We start from the raw sequence: 22,675 nt of genomic DNA, 5'->3' as shown, positions 1-22,675 counted from the left end.
GGGTTGTCGTCAGAGAACCTTGTTCAGGAAGTCCCTGGTGCGGTCGTTCTGCGGGTCACCGAACAGCTGCTCCGGTGTGCCCTCCTCGACGATGTACCCGTCGGCCATGAAGATCACACGGTCGGCGACCTCGCGGGCGAAACCCATCTCGTGCGTCACCACGACCATGGTCATGCCGCCCTTCGCGAGATCGCGCAGCACCTGCAGCACCTCGCCGACCATCTCGGGGTCCAGGGCGGACGTGGCCTCGTCGAACAGCATGATGTCGGGGTTCATGGCGAGCGCACGCGCGATCGCGACGCGCTGCTTCTGACCACCCGAGAGCTGCGCCGGCTTGGCGTTCTCCTTGTCGGCCAGGCCGACCTGGTCGAGCAGGCGCACGGCGTTCTCCCGCGCGGCCTTCTTGTCGGCCCGCTTGGTCTCGACGGGCGCGAGCATGACGTTCTCCACCACCGACATGTGGGGGAAGAGATTGAAGTGCTGGAACACCATGCCGATGTGCTGACGGACCTCGTCGAGGTCCACCTTGGGATCGGTCAGGTCGAACCCGTCGACCACCACGGTGCCGCCGGTGATGTCCTCGAGCTTGTTCAGGCACCGCAGGAAGGTGCTCTTGCCCGAGCCCGACGGCCCGATCACGCAGACCACTTCGCCCGAGTGGATGTCGACGTCGAGACCCTTGAGCACCTCGAGGTCGCCGAACGCCTTCTTCAGGCCGGTGGCGCGAACCTTGACCTCGGCCGCCGTCGTCTTCTCGGTGCTGGTCACTTGTTGATCCTCTTCTCGAGACGGTTCGACAGCATCGTCAGCGCCATGATGATGACGAAGTACATGACGGCGATGATCAGCCACATGTTGAAGGACTGGAAGTTGCGGGCGATGATGATCCGCCCGGACTGCGTGAGCTCGGCCAGGCCGATCACGGAGAGGATCGAGGTGTCCTTCAGCGTGATGACGAACTGGTTGATGTACGACGGGATCATGGTCCGGATGGCCTGCGGCATCACGACCTTGCGCATCGACGTCAGGTAGGAGATGCCGAGGCTGCGCGAGGCCTCCATCTGCCCCTTGTCCACGGACAGGATGCCGCCGCGCACGATCTCCGCCATGTACGCGCCGGCGTTGAGCGAGAGGGTGATGATGCCGGCGGTGAAGGCCGTCATGGTGAACCCGAGGGCGGCGGGGATGCCGAAGTAGATGAAGAACGCCTGCACCAGCAGCGGGGTACCGCGGAAGATCGCGACGTACGTGGCACCGATGGCACGCAGCCACGCCTTGGTGCTGACGCGGAAGAGGCCGAAGATCGCGCCGAGGATCAATGCGACGACGATGGAGATCACCGTCAGCACGACGGTGAGCCAGAGACCCTTCAGCAGCTCCTTGTACTCGGTCTTGATCAGACCCGGAATCGAGTTGTCGGTCTCCTCGGCGCCGGCGCCGATGTAGGTGTTCAGGATCTCGTCGTACTGGCCGGAGGAGCGCAGGTTGGCCAGGCCGGTGTCGAACGCCGCGAGCAGATCGGCGTTGGCGCCCTTGTTGACCGCGAAGCCGTAGTTGCTGGGCGATTCCTTCTCGGTGACCGTCTTCAGCCCGTTGCCCTGGGTGATGCCGTACTGCAGCACCGGGTAGTCGTCGAAGACGGCGACGGAGTTCCCGGTGCGGACCTCGTCGTACATGCTCGCCGAGTCGGCGAAGTACCGCGTGGTGAACCCGTACTGCCCCTTGATGGACTCGGCGAAGTCGGCGCCCTCGGTGCCGTTCTTCACCGCCACCTGCTGGCCCGCGAGGTCCTCGTACGACGTGATCGACGAGTTCTCGAGGACCGCCATCTGCACGCCGGACTCGAAGTAGGGCTCGGAGAAGTCGAAGACCGCTTCGCGGGCGGGGGTGATGGTCATGCCGGCGATCACACCGTCGGCCTGCCCGGCCTGGACGGCCTGCAGCGCCGCGTCGAAACCGAGCGGCCGGATGTCGACCGAGAACCCCTGGTCCTCGGCGATCGCGCGGATCAGGTCCATGTCGATGCCGACGAACTGGCCGTCGGCGTTCTGGAACTCGAACGGCGCGAACGTGATGTCGGTGGCGATCGTGAACGTGCGTCCCTCGACGGGATTCGGCGGCGCCGGCTGCGCCTGCGCGGCGGCCGGGCCCAGCACGAGCGCGAGGAGGGCGACGAGGGCGGCGACCAGGGACAGTCGACGCACGGGTGGGATGGTCGAGTTCACGGCTCGGACACTAACCCCCGTGCGGCCCGCGACCGACATTACTGCCGGGTAGGGCGCGGGGAAGGCTACGCGAGGTGCCCGAAGTTGCCGGGGCGACGCACGTCCGTTACCGTATCGTGACCGCAAAACCCCGAATCGCGCCCGTCGTGGCGCCGCGGGGACTCGCTTCACCGGCAAGGACCTCTCGTGCGTGATCTCTCCGTGACCGACTCCGTGAGCGCATGTCTCACGTAGCCCGCCTCAACTCGGCCCGTTCCCGTCTGCTCTACGCCACGGTCGCCGCCCTGCTCCTCACCCTCGTCGTGGGTGCCTCGGTGGCCGTCGTCCGGCACAAGACCGTGACCGTGGACGTCGACGGTCAGCGGATCTCGCTGTCGACGATGAGCACCGATGCCCGGGGCGTGCTCGCCGCAGCCGGGTACGTCCCGGCCGAGCGCGACGTCGTCGAGCCCGCCGTGGACGCGACCGTCGCGGACGGCGACACCGTCACGCTGAAGCGGGCTCGTGAGGTCACGCTGCTGGTCGACGGCGCACCGTCGACGGTGTGGACCACCGCGAGCACGGTCGCCGAGGCCAAGGGCCAGCTCGGCATCGCGCCCGACGTGCACATCGACCAGCCCGAGGACCAGACGATTCCGCTCGAGGGCGGCACCGTCGAGGTCGTCCTGCCGAAGTCGGTCACCCTCGTCGACGGCGCCGCTCAGCCCGCGGCCCTGCGGCTCGCGGCTCCCACCGTCGGCGAGTTCCTCGCCGCCGCGGGCGCACCGCTCGAGCAGCAGGACACGGTCGAGCCCGCCGCCGACACCCCGCTCGGCGACGGCCAGCAGATCACCGTGACCCGTCAGCGGACCGAGACCCGCACGCTGACCGAGGCGATCCCGCCGCCGGACCAGCGGATCGAGGACCCGACGATGAACATGTCGCGGACCGTGCAGGAGTCCGCCGGTACGCCCGGCGAGCAGAACGCGACCTACGAGGTCACGCTGGTCAACGGCGTCGAGACCGGCCGCACCCTCGTCGACGCGGACGTCCTCACCCCGGCCGTGCCCAAGGTCGTCCGGGTCGGCGCCAAGCCCGGCACCGAGGTGCCGCCCGTGGAGAACGGCGCCACCTGGGACGCCCTCGCCCAGTGCGAGGCGACCGGCAACTGGGCCATCAACACCGGCAACGGCTTCTACGGCGGCGTGCAGTTCGACCAGAACACCTGGGAGCGTCAGGGCGGTCTGAAGTACGCACCCCGCGCCGACCTCGCCACCCGCGAGGAGCAGATCGCCATCGCCTCCCGGACGCAGCAGACGCAGGGGTGGGGCGCCTGGCCGTCCTGCACCAGCAAGCTCGGTCTGCGCTGACCCGGTGGTACCGAGCCCAGTAGGCTCGGTACCCGTGTCGTCGAGCGAAGTGCGCCTGCTGGGTCCGGCCGAGGTGCGGACCCTGGCTGCCGAACTCGGCGTGCGTCCGACCAAGACCCTCGGGCAGAACTTCGTGCACGACGCCAACACCGTCCGGCGTATCGTGTCCTCGGCCGGTGTCGGCCCGACCGACACGGTGCTCGAGGTGGGGCCGGGACTGGGGTCGCTCACCCTGGCGTTGATGGACGTCGTCGACCGCGTCGTGGCGGTGGAGATCGACCCCCCGCTGGCCGCCCGGTTGCCCGTCACGGCGGCCGACCGCGCCGGGTCACGCGCCGATCGTCTGACCGTGATCGAGGCGGACGCCCTGCGGGTGCGACCCACCGACATCCCGGGCGAGCCCACGGCGCTCGTGGCCAACCTGCCCTACAACGTGGCGGTCCCGGTGCTCCTGCACCTGCTCTCGACGCTGCCGAGCCTGCGCACCGCCCTGGTGATGGTCCAGGCGGAGGTGGCCGACCGTCTTGCCGCCGACCCCGGGTCGAAGATCTACGGCGTGCCGTCGGTGAAGGCGTCGTACTTCGGCACCGTGCGCCGAGCCGGTGCCGTCGGACGCAGCGTCTTCTGGCCGGTCCCGCAGGTGGAATCCGGACTGGTGCGCGTCGACCGGTACGAGACCCCGCCGTGGCCGCAGGACGAGCAGACCCGACGCGCGGTCTTCGCCGTCGTCGACGCCGCCTTCGCGCAGCGCCGCAAGACGCTGCGGGCCGCGTTGGCCGGCTGGGCCGGCGGTGCCGCGGTGGCCGAGCGACGTCTCGTCGACGCCGGGATCGACCCGTCGGCGCGGGGCGAGACGCTCGACGCCGCCGCCTTCGTGCGGCTCGCGGCCACCGCGTCCTGACCGATGCCGGGGTCGCGATAGAGTCGGACGTCGTGCTCACCGTCGTCACGCGGCCCGTTCGGGTGCGCGCCCCCGCCAAGGTCAATCTGCACCTGGCCGTCGGTGACCTGCGTCCGGACGGGTACCACGATCTGACCACCGTCTTCCACGCTCTGTCGCTGGTGGACGACGTGTCGGTGGTGTCCGCTCCGACCATCTCGGTCACCGTGCGCGGTGAGGACGCCGCCGCCGTGCCGCTCGACGGCAGCAACCTCGCGTGGCGCGCGGCCGTCATGGTCGCCGAGGCGTCGGGTCGCGCGCCCGGCGTCGCCATCACGATCGACAAGGGCATCCCGGTGGCCGGCGGCATGGCCGGGGGGAGCGCCGACGCGGCGGCGACCCTGATCGCGCTCGACGAGCTGTGGGGTCTCGGACTCTCCCGCGCCGAGATCATGAAGTACGCGGCCCGGCTCGGCAGCGACGTCCCGTTCTCGGTCGCGGGCGGCACGGCCGTCGGAACCGGGCGCGGCGAGAAGCTGCTGCCGGTGCTTTCTCGCAACACCTTCCACTGGGTGCTGGCTCTGTCGAAGGAGGGACTCTCGACCCCCGCGGTGTACCGCGAACTGGATCGACTGCGCGAGCGCGGCACGCCGCCGCGGGCCGGCGATCCCGACGAGTTGATGCAGGCTCTCGCCTCCGGCGATCCGACCCGCGTGGGCCCGCTGCTGACCAACGACCTGCAGGCGGCCGCGCTGTCGTTGCGGCCCGACCTGCGCCGCACGCTGCGCGCCGGGCTGGACGCGGGCGCGATCGCCGGCATCGTCTCCGGGTCCGGCCCCACCTGCGCTTTTCTCTGTGCCTCGGCCGACGACGCCGTGGAGGTCGGCGCCGAACTGTCCGGCGCCGGCGTGTGCCGCACCGTGCGGGTCGCGAGCGGCCCCGTACCCGGGGCACGGGTCACCCGCGACGAACGAGGACGCTCCTGATGGCCAATCTCATCAATCTCGAACAGGTCTCGAAGTCCTTCGGGGTCAAGCCGCTGCTCGAGCGGGTCTCACTGGGCGTGCAGGAGAACGAGCGCATCGGAGTCGTCGGCCTCAACGGCGGCGGCAAGACCACCATGCTCGAGGTGCTGGCCGGCATCGAGGAACCGGATTCCGGCCGCGTCAGCCGCGTGGGCGGTCTGCGCATGGCCGTCGTCACCCAGCGTGGCGTCCTGCCACCCGGCTCCACCGTGGGTGACGTGGTGCTCGCCCCGCTCGGCGTCGCCGAGCACGAATGGGCCGGCGACGCCCGCATCCGCAGCGTGCTCGACGGAATCGGCATCACCGGTCTGGGGTTGGACGCGCCGGTCGAGCAGCTGTCCGGCGGTGAGCGTCGGCGCACCGCGCTGGCCGCGGCGCTGGTGCGCGACCTCGACCTGCTGGTGCTCGACGAGCCCACCAACCATCTCGACGTCGAGGGCGTGCAGTGGCTGGCCGAGCACCTGGTGAACCGCCGGTCCTCACTGGTGGTCGTGACGCACGATCGCTGGTTCCTCGACACCGTCGCCACCCGCACCTGGGAGGTCGTGGGCGGTGGCGTCGAGACCTACGAGGGCGGCTACGGGGACTGGATCTTCGCGCGTGCCGAACGGTCCCGGCAGGCCGACGCCGCGGAGGACCGTCGCCGCAACCTCGCCCGCAAGGAACTGGCCTGGCTGCGCCGTGGCCCGCCCGCCCGCACGTCCAAGCCGCGCTACCGCATCGAGGCGGCGGAAGCACTCATCGCCGACGTGCCGGCTCCGCGCGACTCGGTCGCGCTCGCGTCGTTCGCGCGGACGCGGCTCGGTCGCATCGTCGTCGAACTCGAGGACGCCACGTTGACGACGCCCGACGGGCGGGTCCTCGTGAACGATCTGACGTGGCGCCTCGCTCCGGGGGAGCGGGTCGGCCTGGTGGGCGTCAACGGGTCGGGCAAGACGACGCTGCTGCGCACCCTCGCCGGCGAGCTCGAGCCGGCGTCGGGTCGCCGGATCGAGGGCAAGACCGTGCGGATCGGGTGGCTCCGTCAGGAACTCGACGATCTGCCGGTCGACATGCGGGTGCTCGAGGCCGTCCAGGACGTCGCGGAGCGAATCCAGCTGGGCGACAGAGAGATCAGCGCCGGGCAGCTGGCCGAGCGACTCGGGTTCACGCCCGCGCGGCAGCGCACCCCGGTCGGCGACCTCTCGGGTGGCGAGCGCCGCCGCCTGCAGCTCACGCGCGTCCTCATGTCGGAGCCGAACGTACTCCTGCTCGACGAGCCCACCAACGATCTGGACATCGACACCCTCCAGCAGCTCGAGGACCTGCTCGACTCCTGGGCGGGAACGCTGGTGGTCATCAGTCACGACCGGTACCTGGTCGAGCGCATCTGCGACTCCACCTGGGCGCTGTTCGGCGACGGCCGGCTGACCAACCTGCCCGGCGGTATCGAGGAGTACCTGCGCCGCCGGGCCCGGCTCGCCGAGGCGGGTACCGCTCCGTCCGCCGGCGCCGCGCCGGGCGCCGCACCGACCGCGTCCCCCGCGAAGGGCAGTGCCGACGATCGCGCCGCGCGCAAGGAGCTCTCCCGCCTCGAGCGATCCCTGGTCAAGCTCGACGACCGGGAGAAGTCGCTGCACTCGGCGCTCGCGGAGGCGGCCACCGATCCCGAGCGGTTGCAGACGCTCGGCGCCGAGCTGACCGCCGTCGTCTCGGAGAAGAACGCCGTCGAGGAGCGCTGGATGGAACTGGCGGACGAGCTGGGCTGACCGGCGCCGCTGCGTCGTTTCGACGCGGACGGGGTACTCCTGTTCTGCACGCCCGCTCGGGCGTCGCCGAAGAGGGGAGCGGTGATGCCGTCCGTCGTGTCCGCGGTCATGGGACCGGAATTCGCTCGGCTGCACCCGAAAGTGCAGTGGCGCTTCGGGTTCGGATCGGACGACCACGTCGCCCAGTTCGGCACCGGGGTGATGGACCGGATCGAGCACTCCCGGTTGCTGCCGCCACCGGCGCTGTGGCTCGGCGGCGCGCGGCGCATGGTGCCGGCCGACGCGGGGGAGAACGTGCCCTTCACGATCGCCAACTACGCCTACGTCGATCGACTGGGAAGGGAGACACTGGCATTCGTCCGCCGCTTTCAGTTCCCTGGACACGAGGTGTCGCTCGACTCCGTGATGGTGCTCGGCCGTGACGGCGGTGCGCGGGACTACATCGGGGCCGGACCGGACATGGTGGTCTCGACGCGCTGCTCGGCGGACGACGACGGTGGCCTCCGGTTGATCAGTGGCACACCACGTTTCCTCGCGCCTCGTGGATCGATCAAGCCGCCCGCACTGGTCTCGGCCGAGACCTTCGGCCGGGAGTGGTGGGACGAGAAGGAAGGGCGGCACCGGATCGACATCGAGGTGCGTGGCCGCACATTGGGACGGCTGTTCCACTACAGCGGGTGGTTCACCGCGACGCAGGAGGACTGTCCGCCGGATCGGCTCCCGCGGGGCCTCGGCCCGAACCGTACGGATCCCAGGGAATGAGATCGATTGTGGGGGAGGAAATTTGCCCTCACCTGCGGTGACGTATGTCCGGCTCGTCCGATTCGGGTCCCCGCAGAATTTTTCCGACGGATGCACCAATCCCCCCTGTGGGGATGCTCCGAAGAGTAGATGACACAACCGACAGTGACCGAGCACACCGGCCGCTGGGTACTCGGTTCACACCACGAGAAGGGTTTCGCAATGAGCGTCACGAAGAGCAAGAGCGCAATGGCCGTCGGCTTCGCGGCAGTGGCCGTTCTCGGCCTGTCCGCCTGTTCCTCCGACGACGGCGGCAGCACCACCGACGCCGCCACGTCCTCCATGGCGGAGATGACGTCGTCGGCGTCCTCCATGACCTCGAGCGCGATGTCCTCGGGCTCCGCCGATCCCGCCTCCGACCTCGTCGGCCCGGGCTGCGCCGCCTACGCCGAGCAGGTTCCGGACGGTGCCGGCTCCGTGAACGGCATGGCCGCCGACCCGGTCGCCGTGGCCGCGTCGAACAACCCGCTGCTCAAGACCCTCACCCAGGCCGTCTCCGGCCAGCTGAACCCGCAGGTCAACCTGGTGGACACGCTGAACGGCGACGAGTTCACCGTCTTCGCCCCGACCGACGACGCGTTCGCGAAGATCGACCCGGCCACCATCGAGACGCTGAAGACCGACTCGGCGCTGCTCACCAAGATCCTGACCTACCACGTGGTGCCCGGCCAGATCGCTCCGTCCGACATCGACGGCGAGCAGACCACCGTCGAGGGCCAGCCGGTCACCGTCACCGGTGAGACCGACGCCCTGAAGGTCAACGACGCCAACGTCGTCTGCGGTGGCGTCAAGACTGCCAACGCGACCGTCTACCTCATCGACTCGGTGCTCATGCCCCCGGCCTGATCTCCGCAAGCGATGACGGGTAGCGGTCGGACCCGACTCTCGTAGCAGAACGGCCCCCGGTTCCACTGGAACCGGGGGCCGTTCTGCATATCGCGTGCGCTCAGCGAAAACCCTTGGCGGGGTTGGTGAGATCGAGGACGACGGTGGTGCCGTTGGACCGAACGTGGAGCTCGGGGCTCGAGAGTCCACCCGAGGTGAGGTACTCGCCGAGGAGCTGAAGCAGCTCGTCCGGGCCGTTCGAGGAGTCCATCGGCCGGGTATCGCGACTGGTCAGCTCGTTCTGGGTGAGCCGGCCGGCGATGCGGATGGACGCGATGCCCATCGCGGTTCGGCGATCGGGGCTCGGGTGCCGGGACGCGCCGGAGAAGCTGCTCCCGTTGGACCCGCCGTTGGACGCCGAGGAGTTGCTCGGCAGGGCGTGCTCGGAGATCTGGTCACTGGTGGTCACGTCGGCCTCGCTGGTCGTTGTCGGAGTGGCGGTGGAGGTGGGCGTCCTGGTGGACCTGTGGGCGGGGGCCTTGCCGATCTTGACGCCCGTGAGGGGCCCACCTGATCCGTCGTTCATTGCTCGGAGTGCTCCATCGTCTCGAGGTGTGTGGTGCCACGGATCGAGCGAAGTGGGCTCGGACCCGCATGTCGACGCAGGAAACGAACTTCGAGTACGTTCGACAGTCCGAAAAGTACCACGCGAGCGTTACTCGACCGAGACGTGAACGCAGGGTTGGGAAGCTGCACCAACCGTGGCGCCGTGTCGTGGTGACACGGCACCACGAGTTCGCGGGACGGCGGCCCGCCGATCGCCCGTCAGTCGGCCGTCAGTCGGCCGTCAGTCGGCTGCGGCGACCAGCGGTTCCAGCGTGAGGTGCGGCAGTTCCTTCTCGATGTACTGCAGGCGCCACTTGTCGCTGACGAGGGCGAGGAGCACGCCGTCGCTGCGCGTGAAGACCTCGATGCCGCGCTGCCGGTTCAGCTCGTCCGCCGACTCGGCGTCGGTCCGTCGGGCCAGCGAGTACCCGAGCGGCTCCATGCGAGCCTCGACCCCGAACTCGGACTTCATGCGCGCGGCGACCACCTCGAACTGCATCGGCCCCACCGCGGCCAGCACGGGGGACGCGTCGCCGCGCAGGTCGTTGCGGAGGATCTGGACGACGCCCTCGGAATCCATCTGGTCCACCGCGCGTCGGAACTGCTTGTACTTGGCGGCACTCTCCGCCCGCAGGATGGAGAAGTGCTCCGGCGCGAACGACGGGATCGGCGGGAACTCCACCTTTCGTTCGGCGTACAGGGTGTGGCCGGGTGCGAGCGCCGTGGCGTTGACCAGGCCGACGACGTCACCGGGGTAGGCGTTCTCGACGGTGGTGCGCTCCCGCCCGAACACCGTCAGCGCGTACTTGGTGGCGAACGGCTTGCCGGTCTGCGCGTGCGTCACCACCATGCCGCGCTCGAACACGCCGGAGACGACGCGCATGAACGCCAGGCGGTCCCGGTGCGCGGTGTCCATGCCCGCCTGCACCTTGAACACGACGGCGCTGAACGGATCGGTGACGTCGCGTGCGCCGCCGGCGACGTCGGGACGCGGACCCGGCGCGGGTGCGAAGGACACCAGCGCGTCGAGGATCTGGTGGACGCCGAAGTTCAGCATCGCCGACGCGAAGATCACCGGCGACGTCCGACCCGCCAGGAACGCGTCCACGTCGTGATGCTGACCGCTCTCGACCAGCAGCTCGCTCTCCTCGAGAGCCGTGGTCCACTCGTCGCCCTCGCGTGCCGCGGCGGCGTCGGCGTCCAGGTACTCCTCCGGTGCGATCGTCGCGCCGCCGGCGGTCCGGGTGAAGTGGATGTACTCGTGCTTCGCGACGTCGAGCAGCCCGCGGAAGTCGCCGGCGATGCCCACCGGCCAGAACATCGGCGTCGGCGTCAGGCCGATGCGCTCGTCGATCTCGTCGAGCAGTTCCAGCGGGGTGCGGCCCGGACGGTCCCACTTGTTGATCACGGTGATGACCGGGATGCCGCGATGCCGGCACACCTGGAAGAGCTTGAGGGTCTGCGGCTCGAGGCCCTTCGCGGCGTCGATGAGCATCACCGCGGCGTCGACGGCGGTGAGGACGCGGTAGGTGTCCTCGGAGAAGTCCGCGTGACCGGGGGTGTCAACGAGGTTGATGGTGTGGTCGTCGTACTCGAACTGCAGCGCGGTGGAGCTGACGGAGATGCCGCGGGCCTTCTCCATCTCCATCCAGTCCGACACCGTGGACTTGCGTCCGGCCTTGCCGTGGATGGCCCCCGCCTCGGAGATCTTGCGCGCGTGCAGAGCGAGCGCCTCGGTCAGCGTGGACTTGCCCGCGTCGGGATGCGAGATGACGGCGAAGGTCCGGCGCCGATTCACCTCGTGGCGCAGGTTCTTCGGCGCGGCGGGGGTGGTCTCGGCGGACGAGGACAGGTCGGACGGGGTGCTCACGAGGGCCTTTCTGGGGACTGGCGACGGCATCCAGATTACGCGGACGGTCGGTGACGTCAGGGGCGGTGGACGCGGTTCTGCGCGTCCTCGAGCCCCAGCCGCACCACCTGTTCGACGGCGTCGGCCGCGTCCTCGACGCTCACCGCGATCTCGGCGCGCTCCGCGGCGGCGAACGGCTTGAGGACGAACGACGCGGGATCCATCCGCCCCGGCGGACGGCCGATGCCGACGCGCACCCGGATGTAGTCCTTGGTGCCCAACGACTTCGAGATCGACCGCAGCCCGTTGTGACCGCCCTCGCCCCCGCCGCGCTTGAGCCGGACGACGCCGAAGTCCAGATCGAGCTCGTCGTGCACCACGATCACGTCGGTCGGATCCACGGAGTGGAAGCGGGCGAGGTTCACCACCGGCCCGCCGGACTCGTTCATGTAGGACCGGGGTTTGCCGAGCACCACGGGACGGTCGCCCAGCCGCGCGGACAGCACGTCGCAGTTGCTGCGCTTGTGCGTCGAGAACGAGCCGTGCGCACGGGCGGCGAGGGTGTCGAGCACGACGGCGCCGATGTTGTGCCGCGTCGCCGCGTACTGCGGGCCCGGGTTGCCGAGGCCGATCACCACCAGCGGTCCGGCTGCGGAACTGGTCATGGCGTCGCCTCGTCTCGGGTGGGAACGACGCACGGCGCGCTCTCCGTGGGGAGAACGCGCCGTGCGGGTGGGGCTGGAATCAGTTGTCGGAGTCCGCGGCGGCGGCCTCGTCGGCAGCGGAGGAGTCCTCCACGGCCTCTTCCTCCTCGGCGGCGACGTTCGACGCGAGGTCGCCGGCACCCTCGGCCTCCAGCTCGGCCTCGGTCGGCGCCTCGACGACGTTGACCAGCAGGGTCTCGCCGTCGGTGACCAGGGTGGCGCCGTTCGGCAGGTCGAGCTGGGACGCGAGGATCTGCGTGCCGATCTCGGCACCCTCCACCGACACCTCGAACTGCTCGGGGATCTGCGTGGCGTCGACCTCGATCTCGACGGTGTTGGTGTCGATCGTGACCAGCGTGCCGGGGGCCGCGTCGCCGGTGGTGGTGACGGCGATCTCGACGGTGACCTTCTCGCCGCGACGGATCACCAGCAGGTCGGCGTGCTCGATGTAGTTCTTGATCGGGTGCACGACGACGGACTTGGTCAGCGCGAGCTGCTTCTCGCCCTCGATGTCGAGCTCGATGACGGCGTTGACGCCGTCGGCGCGCAGCACGGCCGCGAAGGCGCGGGAATCGATGGCGAGGTGCTTCGGATCGGTCGAGTGGCCGTAGAGCACGGCGGGAACCTGTCCGTCACGGCGCGTGCGGCGGGCCGCACCCTTGCCGAACTCGGTACGCAGCGAAGCAGAGAGAACATTGGTGTCGGCCATGGTGGAACTCCTCGAAAGACGGCGTGTGCGGCGGTACGACTTGTCCGGCGCGGACACGGACGAGGACGGCCGAGAAGGGCCGTGCCTGCGTCGATCACGGTGTCGGTCCCCGGACGGATCCGCGGCCCGGACACCCTCGCCGAGACAACCTGCAGTACCTTACCGGACGGCGTGTGGCGGGTGCGAATCCCCCGCCCGCGCCGTCCGGACGATGTCCCGCGCACACTCCCGCGCCACCGCCACGGCCTCGGTGACGCCGCCGGCGGTCGACGCGACCACGGCGCCCTCGTGCAGGAGGAACAGTCGCGTGCCGACGGTGTCGGGATCGGCGACCCCGGCGTCGCGCGCGGCGTCGACGTACAGCGCCCGCGCCCAGGCCTTCTCGGCGTGCACCACCGCGAGCCCCGGATGGTCGGTGCCGGCGATCTCGGCGTGGGCGTTGACGAACCCGCATCCGCGGGTGGACTCCACCAGCCAGGCGGCGAGTGCGTCGTAGAAGGCCAGGATCGTCGGGAGTCCGGGGGCCTCGGCGGCCAGTCGGTCCAGGACGAAGCGTTGCCACCGCAGGTTCCGTCGGCCCAGATAGAACGCCACCAGACCGTCCTTGGAGCCGAACCGGTCGTAGAGCGTTTTCTTGGTGGTACCGGCCTCGTCCGCGACCAGGTCGACGCCGGTGGCGCGGATGCCGCGTTCGTAGAACAGGCGAGCGGCGACCTCGTGGATCCGCTCGCCCGCGGGGGTCAGGGCGTCGGCGGGGTCGGGAGCGGTGCGCACGGCGGGCCTTCCGTCGTCGGGGGAGAGGGACACTGTGAGTATACAGACCTGTATGGTTACCTCGTGGGGTGATGAACAGAGACACCGCGTTGGCGACCGTCCTCGTCGTGACCTGGAGCTCGGGCTTCGTCGGCGCCGAACTCGGCACGCGCTCCGCGTCGGGTCACGCCGTCCTCGCGTGGCGGTTCGTCGTCGCCGCACTCCTCCTCGGCCTCGTCGTCCTCGTGCGGCGCCGCCGCGCGCCCGGCCCGGCGTTGCGTCGTCAGGCCGCCCTGGGCGTGCTCATGCAGTGCCTGTACCTCGGCGGCATCTACACCGGCGTCGAGTACGGCGTGTCCGCCGGGCTCAGTGCCCTGATCGCGGCGCTGCAGCCGATGGTGGTCGCCGCGCTCGCCGCCGCGTTCCTCGGCCGGCGCATCGGGCCGAGGGCGGTGACCGGTCTGTTGCTCGGCATCGTCGGGGTGGCCGTCGTGGTGGGCGGCGCCCTCGGCGGCGCCGCGCCGTGGTGGGCCTACGCCCTCACCGTCGGCGGCACGGTCTCGCTGTCGGTGGGCACCCTGCTGCAGTCCCGGGTGCCCGACCGCGTGCCGGTGACACTGGGGTTGGCGGTCCAGAGCGCCACGGCGGCGGTCTTCTTCCTCGCGTGGAGCGTCGTCGCGGGCGACGCGATGCCGCCGGCCGACGGGCCCTTCTGGTTCGCCGTCGGTTGGACCGTCCTGCTCTCGACCTTCCTCGCGATCGGCAGCTACCTGGTCGTGATCGCCCGACGCGGCGCGACTGCGGCGAGCGCGCTGCTGTACCTGACGCCCCCGGTCACGATGATCTGGGCGTGGGCGATGTTCGACGACGCGCTCGGTGTCGCGACGGTGATCGGCCTGGTGCTCTGCGCGGTGGCCGTGGCGTTGGTGCTGCGTCCGACGGGTCCGGGTCGGGAGGCCGACTCGGGTGCGGGTGCCGGAACGACCTACCGCAGCCCGGCCACCGCGGACACGGCCGCGTCGAGCTGATCGACGGTGAGGAAGCAGTGCGGCGACGCCCGGACCACGGCGTCGAGCCCCCGCGCCGTCATGTCGAACAGCGTCGACGATCGGGGGCTCACGGTGACGGTTACGTCCTGCTCGGCCAGCCGGGCCTTGACGGCATGGGGGTCGACGCCGTCCACGGTGAACGTGACGATGCCGGACAGCGCCGTGCCGTGCTCGCCGGGGCGAGGGTCGCGGATGGTGACCCGATCGAGTTCGCCGAGCGCCCCGCGCAGATGATCGGCACGCTCGCGCACCGCCGCCTCGACCGCGCGCGGACCGAGCGCGAGTAGTCCGTCCGCGGCGACGCCGAGGCCGAGCCGGGCGGCGACGTCGTGCTCCCAGGTCTCGAATCGTCGTGCGTCGTCGGCGATCTCGTAAGAAGCGGGTCCGGTCCAGGCCGCGCTGTGCAGATCCAGCGAGCGCGGTTCGAGGGTGGCGAGCAGGTGCTCCGCCACGTAGAGCATCCCGGTGCCGCGGGGCCCGCGCAGCCACTTGCGTCCCGTGGCCGAGAGCGCGTCGACCCCCAGCTCGCGGACGTCGAGGTCGATCTGCCCCACCGACTGACAGGCGTCGAGCAGCACGAGCGCACCGACCCCGTGCGCCGCGTCGACCACCTCGCGCACGGGGTTGACCAACCCGCTGTTCGTCGGCGCGTGCACCAGCGACACGAGCTTCACCCGGTCGTCCAGCACACGGTGCAGCGCGGCGACGTCGATCGCGCCGGTGTCGTCCGCCGGCATCCGTTCCACGACGGCGCCCGTCGCCCGGGCTCTCTGCAGGGCGGCGATGGCCCCGGTGGCGTACTCGACGGGGGAGAGCAGGATCCGATCGCCGGGGGCGAGCGGGACGGCGTAGAAGACGTCGCACCACGCGCGCGTCGCGGAGTCGGACAGGGCGACGGTGTGGGCGGGGGCGCCGAGCAGGCGTCCCACCGAGGCCCGGACCGCGGCCAGGTCGTCGGCCCGTTCCGCGGCAGCGGCGTACCCCCCGACCTCCGCCTCGCGGCGGAGGTGGTCCACGACCGTGTCGGTCACCGCGCGGGGCGGCAGCGACGACCCGGCGCTGTCGAGGAACACGCCCCGGGCGGCGCCGGGAGTCTCGGCGCGGGCGGTGCGGAACACGGACGCGAGGTTCTTTTCCATCGCCTCGAAGACTATGTCGGTCCGGCGCGCTAGCGTCGAGGCATGACGTCTCCGAACGCGCTGGGGTCGCGCCCCGCCGCCGAGGCCTACCTCGAGCGGGTGTGTTTCAAGATCGGCCCGCCCGCCCTGGTCGGCGCCGAACTCGAATGGTTCACCCACCTGCCCGACGGGTCTCGCCCGTCCCTCGATCTGCTCGCGACCGCCCTGGGCGATCACGCCCCCGTGTCGCTGAATCCCGCATCCGCGGCCCTGCCCCTGCGTTCCGGAAACGTCGTCTCCGTCGAACCGGGTGGCCAACTCGAACTCTCCTCCGCGCCCGCCGCCTCGGCGGATCTGGTGGTCGACGCCATGGCGCGGGACACCGAGGGTCTGCGCGCGCTCCTCGCGCCCCACGACATCGCGCTCGGCGCCGGCGGCGCCGACACCGAGCGAACGCCGGAACGGTTGCTGACGTTGCCCCGCTACTGCGCGATGGAGTCGCGCTTCGACACCGTGGGGCCGTTCGGTCGCGCGATGATGTGCAACACCGCCGCCGTCCAGATCAGCGTCGACGCCGGCCGGGACCGCGCGGAGATCCGGGATCGGTGGGAGACGCTGCACGCCGTGGGTCCGGCGCTGCTCGCCGCCTTCGCCGCCACCCCCGCGCTGGCCGGGGTCCCGGCCGAGCCGTGGGCGTCGCAACGCATGCGCACGTGGTTCGAGCTCGACCGCACGCGCACCCGGGTGCCCCTCGGGGTCGATCCGGTGGTCGACTACGCCAGGTGGGCGCTGGACGTGCCGCTGCTCTGCATTCGGATGGGGGACCGGCTGCAGGCGCCGCCGCGGGAGACCACCTTCGCGCAGTGGCTGGCCGGTGCGCTCGACGACGTGGCGGGCCGTGGAGAGCACCGCCCCACCACGGCGGATCTCGACTACCACCTCACCACCCTGTTCCCCCTGGTGCGGGCGGGCGGTCATCTCGAGGTGCGCTACCTCGACGGGCAACCGGAGGGCCTGTGGGACGTGCCCGTCCACGCCGTGGCCGCCCTCGTGGGTGCCGCCGGGGTGCGCGCCGTCGCGCGAGATGCGGTGCGCGGCACCGAATCCCGCTGGGAGGACTCCGCCCGGCTCGGCCTGGCCGACGCCGCGCTCGCCGATGCGGCGTCGGCCGTCCTGACCGTCGCGGCCGCGGCGTCCGCCGGCGGCGTCGCCGACCGCCTCCGCGCGGCCGCCGACCGCTGCGCTGCCCAGCTCGCCCCCGGCGAGTCCCGTCCGGCAGCCCGCGCCCACACGAAGGAGACCGCCCGGTGACCGCCCCCGATTCCCTCGCCACCGACACCACCGACACCACCGACACCACCGACAACACCGACACCACAGCCGGCACGGACCCCGGCACCCTGCGACAGCGCTTGCAGGACATGCTCGATCGCAGTCGCGCCCGAACGATGGCCCTCACCGACTGCCTGGACGACGACGGCCTGCGCGAGCAGGTGTCGCCGCTGATGAGTCCCCTCGTGTGGGACCTCGCGCACATCGGCAACCAGGAGGAGTTGTGGTTGGCCCGCGACGTCGGCGGTCACGCCCCGCTGCTCGGGGAGATCGACGATCTGTACGACGCCTTCCGGCACGCCCGGTCCACCCGTCCCGGTCTGCCCCTGCTCACTCCCACCGCGGCGCGGGAGTACGTGGCGCGTGTCCGCGAGCTGTCCCGAGAGGCGTTGCAGAACACCACGTTCGACGAGCGTCGGCTCACCCGGAACGGGTTCGTGTTCGCCATGGTGGCGCAGCACGAGCAGCAGCACGACGAGACCATGCTGGCCACACATCAGCTGCGCACGGGTCCGGCCGTCCTGACGGCGCCGGACGCCCCGCGCGCGGAGGTCCCCTCCGACGGCGACCTCGAGGTGATCGTCCCCGGCGGACCGTTCGAGATGGGCACCGACACCGACCCGTGGGCTCTGGACAACGAGCGACCCGCGCACACCGTGCAGGTGGAGACCGTCGCCATCGACGCCGTCCCGGTGACCAACGGCGACTACCTCCGCTTCGTCGCGGACGGCGGATACGACCGCGAGGAGTTGTGGAGCCACCGCGGGTGGCAGCACCGCACGGAGGCCGGACTCGTCGCTCCCGGTTTCTGGAAGCAGGACCCGGACGGCACCTGGTGGCGGCGGGTGTTCGGTCGCCGCGTGCCGGTCCGGCCGGCGCAGCCGGTGGTGCACGTGTCGTGGTTCGAGGCCGACGCCTACGCGCGCTGGGCGGGCAAGCGTCTGCCCACAGAGGCGGAGTGGGAGAAGGCGGCCCGCCTGGACCCGGCCACCGGGCGTTCGCGTCGCTTCCCCTGGGGCGACGACGACATCGCTGCGCATCACGCCAATCTCGGCCAACGCCACCTCGAGCCCGCCGACGTCGGCGCGTACCCGGAGGGTGCGTCCGCGCTGGGTGTCGAGCAGCTGATGGGCGACGTGTGGGAGTGGACGTCGTCGGACTTCGAGCCGTACCCGGGGTTCGAGATGTTCCCGTATCCGGAGTACTCGCAGGTGTTCTTCGGTGGCGACTTCAAGGTGCTCCGCGGTGGGTCGTTCGGCACGGACCCGACGGCCGTCCGCGCGACGTTCCGCAACTGGGACCATCCGATCCGCCGGCAGATCTTCTCGGGGTTCCGGTGCGCGCGGGACGTGGGAGTCGCCTGAGTGTGCCGACAGCTGGGGTATCTCGGTCCCGCCCGCTCGGTCGGTGACGTTCTCACCGCCGGTACGTCGTCGCTGATGCAGCAGTCCTGGGCGCCGCGGGACATGCGGGGCGGCGGCACCGTCAACGCCGACGGGTTCGGTGCGGCGTGGTGGACCGACGACGGTGTCGGCCTGTACCGGAATCCGATGCCGATCTGGACCGACCCGGCCGTCACCGACACGTTGACGTCGGTGCGGTCCACGGCCGTGCTGGCGGCGATCCGATCGGCGACGGTCGGGATGCCAGTGGACCGATCGGCGTGCGCACCGTTCGTGGCCGGCCGGTGGGCGTTCGGCCACAACGGTGTCGTCACCGGGTGGCCGCACAGTCTCGCCGATCTGGTGGCCGACGTGCCGGCCGTCGACCTGCTGCGGCTCCCGGCGCCCACCGACGCCGCGACGCTGTGGGTCCTGCTGCAGCACAGACTGACTCGACAGGAGCCGGGCGAGGCGGTGGCGGGGCTGGTGCGCGACGTCGACGCCGCGGCGCCCGGGTCACGCCTGAACCTGCTGCTCGGTGACGGCCGCACGCTGTGGGCCACGGCGGTCCATCACGCCCTGTCGGTCCGCGCCGACGGCGAGTCCGTCACCGTCGCGTCCGAGCCCACGGACGACGACGACCCCGCCTGGCGTCCGGTGCCGGATCGGTCGATCGTGACCGCCGCCGTCGGCGTCCTGGACATCACCCCGCTCGACCGCTGAACCACGCCCGACCGTCCCGATCCACCCCGACAGGCCCGACCGACCCGAAGGACCCGCCATGGCAGCGCCGACGCTCGACGTCCACATCACCGATGCCGATCTGCGCGACGCGTTGCGCGCCGACGTTCTCCGCGGTCTGACCGCCACCCCGAAGTGGTTGCCGCCCAAATGGTTCTACGACGCCACGGGCAGCGAGCTGTTCGAGCTCATCACCGAGCTGGACGAGTACTACCCCACGCGCACCGAGCGGGCGCTGCTCGCCGAGCACGCCGACGAGATCGCGACGCTGACCCGCACGAAGGTGCTGGTCGAGCTCGGATCGGGGTCGTCGGACAAGACCAGGCTGTTGCTCTCGGCGGGCACGGCGGAGGGATCGCTGCGGCGCTACGTCCCGCAGGACGTGTCCCCGTCGGCGCTCACCGGCGCGATGGAGGACCTCGTCCGCGACTACCCCGACCTCGAGATCCACGGCGTGGTCAGCGATTTCACCGACACGCTACGGACGTTGCCCGCCGGCGGACGCCGCACGGTGGCGTTCCTGGGCGGCACCCTGGGCAACCTGGTGCCGGAGGAGCGCGCCGAGTTCCTCGCCGAGATCGGACGGACCGTCGACGCCGGGGAGTACCTGCTGCTCGGCGTCGGGCTCGTCATCGATCCCGCGGTGATGGTTCCGGCGTACGACGACGCCGCGGGCGTGACCGCGCGATTCGACCGCAACGTACTGTCGGTGCTGAACGGCACGCTGGACGCGACGTTCGAGCCCGAGGCCTTCGAGCACGTCGCGATCTGGGACGACCGGAACGAGTGGATCGAGATGCGGCTGAGATCGACTCGCGCACAGGATGTTCGGATCGAGGCACTCGATCTGGACGTGCACTTCGACGAGGGTGAGGAGATGCGCACCGAGATCTCCGCCAAGTTCCGGGAGGAGTCCGTCACGGGCGAGCTCGCCGCGGCCGGGTTCGCCGTCGACCGCTTCTGGACCGATGCCGATCGCCGGTTCGCGCTCGTCGCGGCGCGGCGCGAGGGCTGACGCCGCGCCGGGTGAGCCGGCGCCGCGGTCCGGCGCGAGGGGCGACCTCGCACCGAACCGCGGACGGACTACGCGCTGCCGTTGAAGAGGCTGGTGACCGACCCGTTCTCGAAGACCTCGCGGATGGTGCGGGCCAGCAGGGGAGCGATCGACAGCTCGGTGAGGGTGTCGAACCGCTTGTCGTCCGTGATCGGCAGGGTGTTGGTGACCACCACTTCCTTGGCGCCGCAGGCCGCGAGCCGCTCCGCGGCCGGGTTGCTGAGGACGCCGTGGGTGGCGGCGATGACGACGTCGCCGGCGCCCGCCTCCTTCAGCACCTTCACCGCACCGGCGATGGTGCCGCCGGTGTCGATCATGTCGTCGATGAGGATGCAGGTGCGTCCCTCGACCTCACCGACCACGCGGTTGGACTTGACCTGGTTGGGCACCAACGGATCCCGGGTCTTGTGGATGAACGCGAGCGGGGCGCCGCCGAGCGAGTCGGCCCACTTCTCGGCCACGCGCACGCGGCCGGAGTCGGGGGACACCACGGTGATGTGCTCGAGGTCGTAGCCCTCCCGGATGTGCTCCGCGAGCTGGCTGTGGGCGTGCATGTGGTCGACCGGGCCGTCGAAGAAGCCCTGGATCTGATCGGTGTGCAGGTCGACGGTGATGATGCGATCGGCACCGGCGGTCTTGAGCAGGTCCGCCACCAGGCGCGCCGAGATGGGCTCGCGGCCGCGGTGCTTCTTGTCCTGCCGGGCGTAGGGGTAGAAGGGCAGGATCGCGGTGATCCGCTTGGCCGATCCGCGCTTGAGCGCGTCGATCATGATGAGCTGCTCCATGAGCCACTGATTCAGCGGGAACGGGCAGCTCTGGAGGACGAAGGCGTCCGATCCGCGGACCGATTCCTCGAAGCGCACGAAGATCTCGCCGTTGGCGAAGTCGCGGGCGGTCTGCGGGGTGACCTCGATGCCCAGTTCCTTCGCCACCTGCTCGGCGAGCTCGGGATGAGCGCGACCGGAGAAGAGCATCAGGTTCTTCTGGTTGTCGGTCCAGTTGGCTGTGGTCACTGCTCTACTCGCCGTCCTTCGGTTCGTGCTCGTGTGGATCCTCGGTCGACCGGGCACGTGCGGCGGCCTCGGCCGCCGGCGTTCCCGGACGTTTCTTCTGCACCCAGCCCTCGATGATCCGTTGCGGACCACCGGACACGGCCAGCGCACCTGCGGGTACATCATGGCGTAGCACCGTTCCGGCACCGGTGTAGGCCCCGTCGCCCACCCGCACGGGGGCGACGAACATCGTGTCCGACCCGGTGCGGACGTGGGAGCCGATCTCGGTGCGGGATTTGCCGACGCCGTCGTAGTTGACGAAGACGCTCGACGCGCCGATGTTGGAGTGCTCGCCGATGCTCGCGTCGCCCACGTACGTCAGGTGCGGGACCTTCGAGTGCGCTCCGATCACGGCGTTCTTGGTCTCGACGAAGGCGCCGAGCTTGCCGGCGGTGCCGAGCTCGGTGCCCGGTCGCAGGTAAGTGAAGGGGCCGACGACGGCGTCCGGGCCGATGACGGACTCGCTCCCGTGGGTGCGGACCACGGTGGCCCCGGCGCCGACCGCGACGTCGGTCAGCGTGGTGTCGGGTCCGACGACGGCGTCCTCGCCGATCACGGTGGCGCCGTGCAGTTGGGTGCCGGGGTGCAGCACGGCGTCGCGGCCGATGCTCACCTCGATGTCCACCCAGGTCGACCCCGGGTCGACGACGGTGACGCCGGCGCGCATGTGCCGGGCCAGGATGTGCTCGTTCAGGGTGCGGGTGACCTCGGCGAGCTGCACGCGGTCGTTGACGCCGCGCACCAGGTCGGGGTCGGTCAGCTGCGTGCTGAACACCGGCAGGCCGCGGGAGCGGGAGATCTTCAGGACGTCGGTCAGGTAGAGCTCGTGCTGGGCGTTGTTCGTGCCCAGCGAGGCCAGGGCGGTACGCAGGGCGTCCGCGTCGAAGGCGTAGACCCCGGAGTTGACCTCGGTGATCAGCAGCTGCTCGGGGGTGGCGTCGGCATGTTCGACGATCTCGGCGACCCGTCCCTGTACGTCCCGCACGATGCGGCCGTATCCGTTGGCATCGGCGGGGACGAAGGTCAGGACGGACACGGCGACGGTCTCGGCGGACGAGCGGTGATCGTGCAGCAGTGCCTGCAGGGTGTGGGCGTCGAGCAGGGGAACGTCACCGGCGGTGACCAGGACGGTGCCGGAGAAGTCGCGGGGCAGGGAGGCGAGCCCGCACTGGACGGCGTGGCCGGTGCCGTTCTGCTCGTCCTGCACGGCGATGTCGATGGTGCGCCCGAGCGACTCGGCCAGATCGGTGACGGCGGCGGAGACCTTCTCGCGGTCGTGGCCGACCACGGTGACCAGGTGATCGGGGTCGACGCCGTGCGCGGCGTGCAGGGCGTGCGCGAGCATGGAACGACCGGCCAGTCGGTGCAGCACCTTGGGTGTCTTCGATCGCATCCGTGTTCCCGCACCTGCGGCGAGCACGACGACGGCGACCTTCGACGACATGAAACTCCTCGATGTGTTCAGACGGTGAG

The 22,675-nt window shown here is 70.7% G+C and carries 21 protein-coding genes; 11 read left to right on the top strand and 10 right to left on the bottom strand.

Annotation, left to right across the window (positions count from 1 at the left end; genetic code table 11):
- Positions 1–9: 9 nt before the first annotated feature.
- Together HQ603_RS14530 and HQ603_RS14525 are read right to left on the bottom strand one after the other, a co-directional pair.
- Positions 10–768, bottom strand: a complete 759-nt coding sequence (locus tag HQ603_RS14530) for an amino acid ABC transporter ATP-binding protein (protein WP_308126543.1) — start codon at positions 766–768, stop codon at positions 10–12.
- A complete protein-coding gene (locus tag HQ603_RS14525; protein ID WP_371831060.1) occupies positions 765–2,225 on the bottom strand; it encodes an amino acid ABC transporter substrate-binding protein/permease in 1,461 nt (486 codons plus the stop codon). The genes HQ603_RS14530 and HQ603_RS14525 overlap by 4 nt, the downstream gene beginning before the upstream one ends.
- A gap of 221 nt (positions 2,226–2,446) precedes the next feature.
- Between HQ603_RS14525 and HQ603_RS14520 the strand changes: the two genes are divergently transcribed.
- From HQ603_RS14520 to HQ603_RS14495, 6 genes are all read left to right on the top strand, one after another.
- Positions 2,447–3,574: a resuscitation-promoting factor gene (locus HQ603_RS14520; protein WP_222685288.1), complete on the top strand. Its 1,128-nt coding sequence runs from the start codon at positions 2,447–2,449 to the stop codon at positions 3,572–3,574.
- A gap of 34 nt (positions 3,575–3,608) precedes the next feature.
- Complete coding sequence (rsmA, locus tag HQ603_RS14515) at positions 3,609–4,475, top strand: 16S rRNA (adenine(1518)-N(6)/adenine(1519)-N(6))-dimethyltransferase RsmA (RefSeq protein ID WP_371831059.1); 867 nt, start codon at positions 3,609–3,611, stop codon at positions 4,473–4,475.
- A 32-nt stretch (positions 4,476–4,507) separates the two neighbouring features.
- Complete coding sequence (locus HQ603_RS14510; RefSeq protein ID WP_222685284.1) at positions 4,508–5,440, top strand: 4-(cytidine 5'-diphospho)-2-C-methyl-D-erythritol kinase; 933 nt, start codon at positions 4,508–4,510, stop codon at positions 5,438–5,440.
- The gene (locus HQ603_RS14505) at positions 5,440–7,227 is read left to right on the top strand and encodes an ABC-F family ATP-binding cassette domain-containing protein (RefSeq protein ID WP_222685283.1); all 1,788 of its coding nucleotides are present in this window, start codon (positions 5,440–5,442) and stop codon (positions 7,225–7,227) included. The genes HQ603_RS14510 and HQ603_RS14505 overlap by 1 nt, the downstream gene beginning before the upstream one ends.
- Positions 7,228–7,311: 84 nt before the next feature.
- Positions 7,312–7,989 (top strand): DUF4166 domain-containing protein, encoded by a 678-nt coding sequence (locus HQ603_RS14500; RefSeq protein ID WP_222685282.1) that lies wholly within the window; start codon positions 7,312–7,314, stop codon positions 7,987–7,989.
- 201 nt (positions 7,990–8,190) lie between these two features.
- On the top strand, positions 8,191–8,874 hold the full coding sequence (locus HQ603_RS14495; protein ID WP_222685280.1) for a fasciclin domain-containing protein: 684 nt from the start codon (positions 8,191–8,193) through the stop codon (positions 8,872–8,874).
- A gap of 100 nt (positions 8,875–8,974) precedes the next feature.
- Here the strand turns inward: HQ603_RS14495 and HQ603_RS14490 are convergent, their stop codons facing one another.
- The 5 genes from HQ603_RS14490 to HQ603_RS14470 all read right to left on the bottom strand — a co-directional run bounded on the left by HQ603_RS14490 (position 8,975) and on the right by HQ603_RS14470 (position 13,495).
- Complete coding sequence (locus tag HQ603_RS14490) at positions 8,975–9,439, bottom strand: hypothetical protein (RefSeq protein WP_222685279.1); 465 nt, start codon at positions 9,437–9,439, stop codon at positions 8,975–8,977.
- Between the two features lie 261 nt (positions 9,440–9,700).
- Positions 9,701–11,359: a peptide chain release factor 3 gene (locus tag HQ603_RS14485; protein WP_222685277.1), complete on the bottom strand. Its 1,659-nt coding sequence runs from the start codon at positions 11,357–11,359 to the stop codon at positions 9,701–9,703.
- A 26-nt stretch (positions 11,360–11,385) separates the two neighbouring features.
- Entirely contained in the window at positions 11,386–11,973 is a 588-nt protein-coding gene (gene pth / locus HQ603_RS14480) for an aminoacyl-tRNA hydrolase (RefSeq protein ID WP_222685275.1), read from the bottom strand.
- A gap of 79 nt (positions 11,974–12,052) precedes the next feature.
- Positions 12,053–12,721, bottom strand: coding sequence for a 50S ribosomal protein L25/general stress protein Ctc (locus tag HQ603_RS14475; protein ID WP_222685274.1), 669 nt, complete (start codon positions 12,719–12,721; stop codon positions 12,053–12,055).
- 159 nt (positions 12,722–12,880) lie between these two features.
- Complete coding sequence (locus HQ603_RS14470) at positions 12,881–13,495, bottom strand: TetR/AcrR family transcriptional regulator (RefSeq protein ID WP_222685272.1); 615 nt, start codon at positions 13,493–13,495, stop codon at positions 12,881–12,883.
- Between the two features lie 71 nt (positions 13,496–13,566).
- On the opposite strand from HQ603_RS14470, the gene HQ603_RS14465 reads away from it, so the two are divergent.
- Positions 13,567–14,502, top strand: a complete 936-nt coding sequence (locus HQ603_RS14465) for a DMT family transporter (protein WP_222685270.1) — start codon at positions 13,567–13,569, stop codon at positions 14,500–14,502.
- Here HQ603_RS14465 and HQ603_RS14460 read toward each other — a convergent pair.
- Complete coding sequence (locus HQ603_RS14460; RefSeq protein WP_222685269.1) at positions 14,460–15,662, bottom strand: aminotransferase class V-fold PLP-dependent enzyme; 1,203 nt, start codon at positions 15,660–15,662, stop codon at positions 14,460–14,462. The two genes, HQ603_RS14465 and HQ603_RS14460, sit on opposite strands and share 43 nt — an antisense overlap.
- 42 nt (positions 15,663–15,704) lie before the next feature.
- On the opposite strand from HQ603_RS14460, the gene egtA reads away from it, so the two are divergent.
- The 4 genes from egtA (at position 15,705) to egtD (ending at position 20,111) form a co-directional block, all read left to right on the top strand.
- Positions 15,705–16,952 carry an ergothioneine biosynthesis glutamate--cysteine ligase EgtA gene (gene egtA, locus HQ603_RS14455; protein WP_222685268.1) on the top strand — a complete coding sequence of 416 codons (1,248 nt, stop codon included), beginning with the start codon at positions 15,705–15,707 and terminating at the stop codon, positions 16,950–16,952.
- Positions 16,953–17,062: 110 nt separating this feature from the next.
- Positions 17,063–18,337, top strand: coding sequence for an ergothioneine biosynthesis protein EgtB (gene egtB, locus HQ603_RS14450; protein WP_222685331.1), 1,275 nt, complete (start codon positions 17,063–17,065; stop codon positions 18,335–18,337).
- Positions 18,338–19,078, top strand: a complete 741-nt coding sequence (gene egtC / locus HQ603_RS14445; RefSeq protein WP_222685266.1) for an ergothioneine biosynthesis protein EgtC — start codon at positions 18,338–18,340, stop codon at positions 19,076–19,078. It begins immediately after the preceding gene.
- A gap of 58 nt (positions 19,079–19,136) precedes the next feature.
- The gene (gene egtD / locus HQ603_RS14440) at positions 19,137–20,111 is read left to right on the top strand and encodes an L-histidine N(alpha)-methyltransferase (RefSeq protein WP_222685264.1); all 975 of its coding nucleotides are present in this window, start codon (positions 19,137–19,139) and stop codon (positions 20,109–20,111) included.
- A gap of 68 nt (positions 20,112–20,179) precedes the next feature.
- On the opposite strand, the gene HQ603_RS14435 is transcribed toward egtD, so the two are convergent.
- Together HQ603_RS14435 and glmU are read right to left on the bottom strand one after the other, a co-directional pair.
- The gene (locus HQ603_RS14435; protein WP_222685262.1) at positions 20,180–21,163 is read right to left on the bottom strand and encodes a ribose-phosphate diphosphokinase; all 984 of its coding nucleotides are present in this window, start codon (positions 21,161–21,163) and stop codon (positions 20,180–20,182) included.
- Positions 21,164–21,167: 4 nt separating this feature from the next.
- Positions 21,168–22,646 carry a bifunctional UDP-N-acetylglucosamine diphosphorylase/glucosamine-1-phosphate N-acetyltransferase GlmU gene (gene glmU / locus HQ603_RS14430; protein ID WP_222685260.1) on the bottom strand — a complete coding sequence of 493 codons (1,479 nt, stop codon included), beginning with the start codon at positions 22,644–22,646 and terminating at the stop codon, positions 21,168–21,170.
- Positions 22,647–22,675: the final 29 nt, after the last annotated feature.

The organism is Rhodococcoides corynebacterioides (assembly GCF_019834675.1).
Lineage (GTDB): Bacteria > Actinomycetota > Actinomycetes > Mycobacteriales > Mycobacteriaceae > Rhodococcoides > Rhodococcoides corynebacterioides_A.
The sequence above is the reverse complement of the archived record's forward strand: the minus strand, read 5'-3'. Positions and strand labels throughout refer to the sequence as shown.

What these genes read in the sequence shown, in the direction of transcription:
- HQ603_RS14500 (WP_222685282.1), top strand. Translation starts at nt 7,312, where the DNA reads ATGCCGTCCGTCGTGTCCGCGGTCATGGGACCGGAATTCGCTCGGCTG.
- HQ603_RS14460 (WP_222685269.1), bottom strand. Translation starts at nt 15,662, where the DNA reads ATGGAAAAGAACCTCGCGTCCGTGTTCCGCACCGCCCGCGCCGAGACT.
- egtD (WP_222685264.1), top strand. Translation starts at nt 19,137, where the DNA reads ATGGCAGCGCCGACGCTCGACGTCCACATCACCGATGCCGATCTGCGC.
- glmU (WP_222685260.1), bottom strand. Translation starts at nt 22,646, where the DNA reads ATGTCGTCGAAGGTCGCCGTCGTCGTGCTCGCCGCAGGTGCGGGAACA.
- egtB (WP_222685331.1), top strand. Translation starts at nt 17,063, where the DNA reads ATGCTCGATCGCAGTCGCGCCCGAACGATGGCCCTCACCGACTGCCTG.
- HQ603_RS14475 (WP_222685274.1), bottom strand. Translation starts at nt 12,721, where the DNA reads ATGGCCGACACCAATGTTCTCTCTGCTTCGCTGCGTACCGAGTTCGGC.
- HQ603_RS14505 (WP_222685283.1), top strand. Translation starts at nt 5,440, where the DNA reads ATGGCCAATCTCATCAATCTCGAACAGGTCTCGAAGTCCTTCGGGGTC.
- egtA (WP_222685268.1), top strand. Translation starts at nt 15,705, where the DNA reads ATGACGTCTCCGAACGCGCTGGGGTCGCGCCCCGCCGCCGAGGCCTAC.
- HQ603_RS14465 (WP_222685270.1), top strand. Translation starts at nt 13,567, where the DNA reads ATGAACAGAGACACCGCGTTGGCGACCGTCCTCGTCGTGACCTGGAGC.
- HQ603_RS14490 (WP_222685279.1), bottom strand. Translation starts at nt 9,439, where the DNA reads ATGAACGACGGATCAGGTGGGCCCCTCACGGGCGTCAAGATCGGCAAG.
- HQ603_RS14520 (WP_222685288.1), top strand. Translation starts at nt 2,447, where the DNA reads ATGTCTCACGTAGCCCGCCTCAACTCGGCCCGTTCCCGTCTGCTCTAC.
- pth (WP_222685275.1), bottom strand. Translation starts at nt 11,973, where the DNA reads ATGACCAGTTCCGCAGCCGGACCGCTGGTGGTGATCGGCCTCGGCAAC.
- HQ603_RS14495 (WP_222685280.1), top strand. Translation starts at nt 8,191, where the DNA reads ATGAGCGTCACGAAGAGCAAGAGCGCAATGGCCGTCGGCTTCGCGGCA.
- HQ603_RS14485 (WP_222685277.1), bottom strand. Translation starts at nt 11,359, where the DNA reads ATGCCGTCGCCAGTCCCCAGAAAGGCCCTCGTGAGCACCCCGTCCGAC.